Source organism: Microbacterium sp. BF1 (assembly GCF_019279095.1).
GTDB lineage: Bacteria > Actinomycetota > Actinomycetes > Actinomycetales > Microbacteriaceae > Microbacterium > Microbacterium maritypicum.
In genome coordinates, this window is record NZ_JAGYWT010000335.1 from 1 (window position 1) to 2749 (window position 2749).

At 68.1% G+C, this 2749-nt stretch carries 3 protein-coding genes and 1 pseudogene; 1 reads left to right on the plus strand and 3 read right to left on the minus strand.

Translation table 11 applies throughout. The features are described 5' to 3' along the window. Positions 1-301: pseudogene (locus KZA10_RS11615) on the plus strand (coenzyme A pyrophosphatase); the annotation flags it as partial. Here KZA10_RS11615 and KZA10_RS11620 read toward each other — a convergent pair. The 3 genes from KZA10_RS11620 to KZA10_RS11630 are packed head-to-tail and all read right to left on the minus strand — an operon-like array spanning position 213 to position 2716. After that, complete coding sequence (locus tag KZA10_RS11620) at positions 213-1037, minus strand: CoA ester lyase (RefSeq protein ID WP_256934767.1); 825 nt, start codon at positions 1035-1037, stop codon at positions 213-215. The pseudogene KZA10_RS11615 and the gene KZA10_RS11620 overlap by 89 nt on opposite strands. After that, on the minus strand, positions 1034-1522 hold the full coding sequence (locus KZA10_RS11625) for a MaoC family dehydratase (RefSeq protein ID WP_218682960.1): 489 nt from the start codon (positions 1520-1522) through the stop codon (positions 1034-1036). Before KZA10_RS11625 ends, KZA10_RS11620 begins: the two co-directional genes overlap by 4 nt. A 9-nt stretch (positions 1523-1531) precedes the next feature. Next, positions 1532-2716, minus strand: coding sequence for an acyl-CoA dehydrogenase family protein (locus KZA10_RS11630; RefSeq protein ID WP_256934768.1), 1185 nt, complete (start codon positions 2714-2716; stop codon positions 1532-1534). Positions 2717-2749: the final 33 nt, after the last annotated feature.

Below are 2749 nucleotides of genomic sequence, written 5' to 3' on the forward strand. Positions count from 1 at the left end.
CGCGAGCAACCATCTCGTCACGCCGGTGCTGGCGTGGTGGAGGTCGCCCTCGCGGGTCGTGGCGGTCGACCATGCCGAGACGGTCGAGGTGTTCCGCGTGCCCGTCGCGCAGCTGCTCGACCCGGAGACCCGGTTCACATCGACCATCACACGGATGGGGCACACGTTCCGCGGCCCGGCGTTCGACGTCGACGGCACGATCGTCTGGGGCTTCACCGCGATGGTGCTCGACGCGCTCTTCGACGCGGCCGGTTGGACCGTGCCGTGGGACGCCACCGTGGAGCGGAGCGTCGACCTCTGAGCCGGACCGAAATCCGGAGCGCCACCCTCGGTAGTCTGGACGGGTGAAGATTCTCGATCGGCTCGTCGGGACGATATGCCGCCCGGATCGCCGCCACCTGGTTCGGATGGATGCAGGCCGTCGCCGAGAAGCCGGACGCGGCGGCGTCGACAGCCTCGTGTCGGAGCCCGTCTGCATCCTCGAGGTCGATGTGCACCGCGTCGATCGCGGCCTTGCCGTGCGCCCCGGATTCGAGGAGAACGCGAGCGCGGGCGTAGCGGGCGATGTCGCGATAGCCGCCGTCCGCGTGCCGTGACGAGGTCCCTCCGAGTGAGGCCACGAGATCCTCGGCGCCCCACATCATGGCCGAGACCCGCGGGTGTGCGGCGATGCGGTCGGCCGCGTGGATACCGCGCGCCGTCTCACAGAGGGCGATCAGCGAGTATCGCTCATCGAAAGCCGCCAGGCTCTCCACGTCCTCCGTCTTCGCCACCATCACCGTACGGAAGTCGGTCTGCGCCAGAGCCGCGAGGTCGGCTGCGAAGGCACCGCTGTCTGGTGCGTTCACGCGGACGATCACACGGTTCGGGTCGAGGTCGGCCGCGATCACATTGCGCCGCGCGGCATCCTTCGCATCCGGAAGCACCGCATCCTCGAGATCGAGGATGATCGCATCAGCCCGCTCGGATGCCTTCTGGAAGCGCTCAGGACGATCGGCAGGGCAGAACAGCAGCGCCGGACCCAGGTCGAACGTCATGAGGTGGTCCCTTCCGGAAGGCAGTGCACGAGCACCGATCGTACGGCGGTGGCGACGACGGTGCCGTCCTGGTTCCGCCCGGTGTGCGCGATGGTCACGATGCCCTGCCCTGGGCGCGACGAGGAGAGGCGCTTCTGTGTGACCACGCTCTCGGTGTAGAGCGTGTCGCCGGCGAACAGCGGATGAGGGAACGCCACGTCGCCGAATCCGAGCTGCGCCACCAGAGTCCCCTGGGTCAGCTGCGCCACGGAGGAACCCACCATGGTCGACAGCGTCCACATCGAGTTCATCAGGCGCGCGCGGAACGGGTCCTGGGCATCGGCGAAGGCCGCATCCAGGTGCAGGGCCTGCGTGTTCATGGTGAGCGTGGTGAAGAGCACGTTGTCGGCCTCGGTCGCCGTGCGCCCCGGCCGATGCAGGTAGCGGGCGTCGACCTCGAACTCCTCGTAGTACAGACCCCTCTGGAGGATGTCGTGCGTGGTCATACCGCCACGCTACCCGGCGAGTCCGAGTCCACGAGCGATGACGAGCAGTTGCACTTCGGTGGTGCCCTCGCCGATCTCGAGGATCTTCGAATCGCGGTAGTGACGCCCCACCGGGAACTCGTTCATGAAGCCGTTCCCGCCGAAGATCTGCGTCGCGTCCCTGGCGTTGTCCATCGCGGCCTCCCCGCCGACCAGCTTCGCGATGGCCGCGGCTTCGGCGAACGGCTTCCCCGCATCGCGGAGTCGCGCAGCGTGGTGCCAGGCGAGACGGGCGGTGTGCACCCGTGCACGCATGCGGGCCAGGGTGAACTGGGCGTTCTGGCGGGTGCTCAGCGCGGCGCCGAAGATCGTGCGGCTCTTCGCATACTCGACCGCCGCCTCCAGGCAGCCCTCCGCCGCGCCCGTGGAGAGAGCAGCGATAGCGATGCGTCCTTCGTCGAGGATGCTGAGGAAGCTGCGGAAGCCGCTCCCTCGCTCGCCCAGGAGGTTGCCGGCAGGCACGCGAGCGCCGTCGAACGTCAGCGGATGGGTGTCTGAGGCGTTCCAGCCGACCTTGTCGTACGGTGCCTCGACGGTGAACCCCGGCGTGCCGTTGGGGACGATGATCGTCGAGATCTCCTTGCGCCCGTTCTCGTTCCCCGTCACCGCGGTGACCGTGACGAAGCGCGTGATCGGTGTTCCCGAGTTGGTGATGAACTGCTTGGAGCCGTCGATCACCCATTCGTCGCCGTCGAGGCGCGCCGTGGTCCTGGTCGCCCCCGCATCGCTTCCCGCCTCCGGTTCGGTGAGCCCGAAACCGGCCAGCGCCCGCCCCGCGAGCAGATCAGGGAGCAGCTCCCGGCGCTGCTCCTCGGTACCGAAGCGATAGATCGGCATCGCGCCGAGACTCACCCCCGCTTCGAGCGTGATCGCGATGGACTGGTCCACACGGCCCAGCGCCTCGATCGCGATGCCGAGAGCCATGTAGTCACCGCCCTGTCCTCCGTACTCCTCCGGGAACGGCAGACCGAACAGGCCGAGATCGCCCATCTGCGCCACGACGTCCATCGACAGGGTGTGCGTGCGGTCGGCCTCGTAGGCCTGCGGTGCAACGACCGTGACGCGATGCCGAGACCGATGAAGAGGTTGTTCTGCCGGATGTCGATGAGCGCGCCGCTCTCGATCGGGAACAGCATGTAGGCGGCGACCGCCCAGATGCTGCCGGCGAGCGAGAGATAGAACAGCGTG

Excerpts from the sequence above, each read along its gene's own strand:
- KZA10_RS11620 (WP_256934767.1), bottom strand. The coding sequence starts at position 1,037 with ATGACGTTCGACCTGGGTCCGGCGCTGCTGTTCTGCCCTGCCGATCGT.
- KZA10_RS11625 (WP_218682960.1), bottom strand. The coding sequence starts at position 1,522 with ATGACCACGCACGACATCCTCCAGAGGGGTCTGTACTACGAGGAGTTC.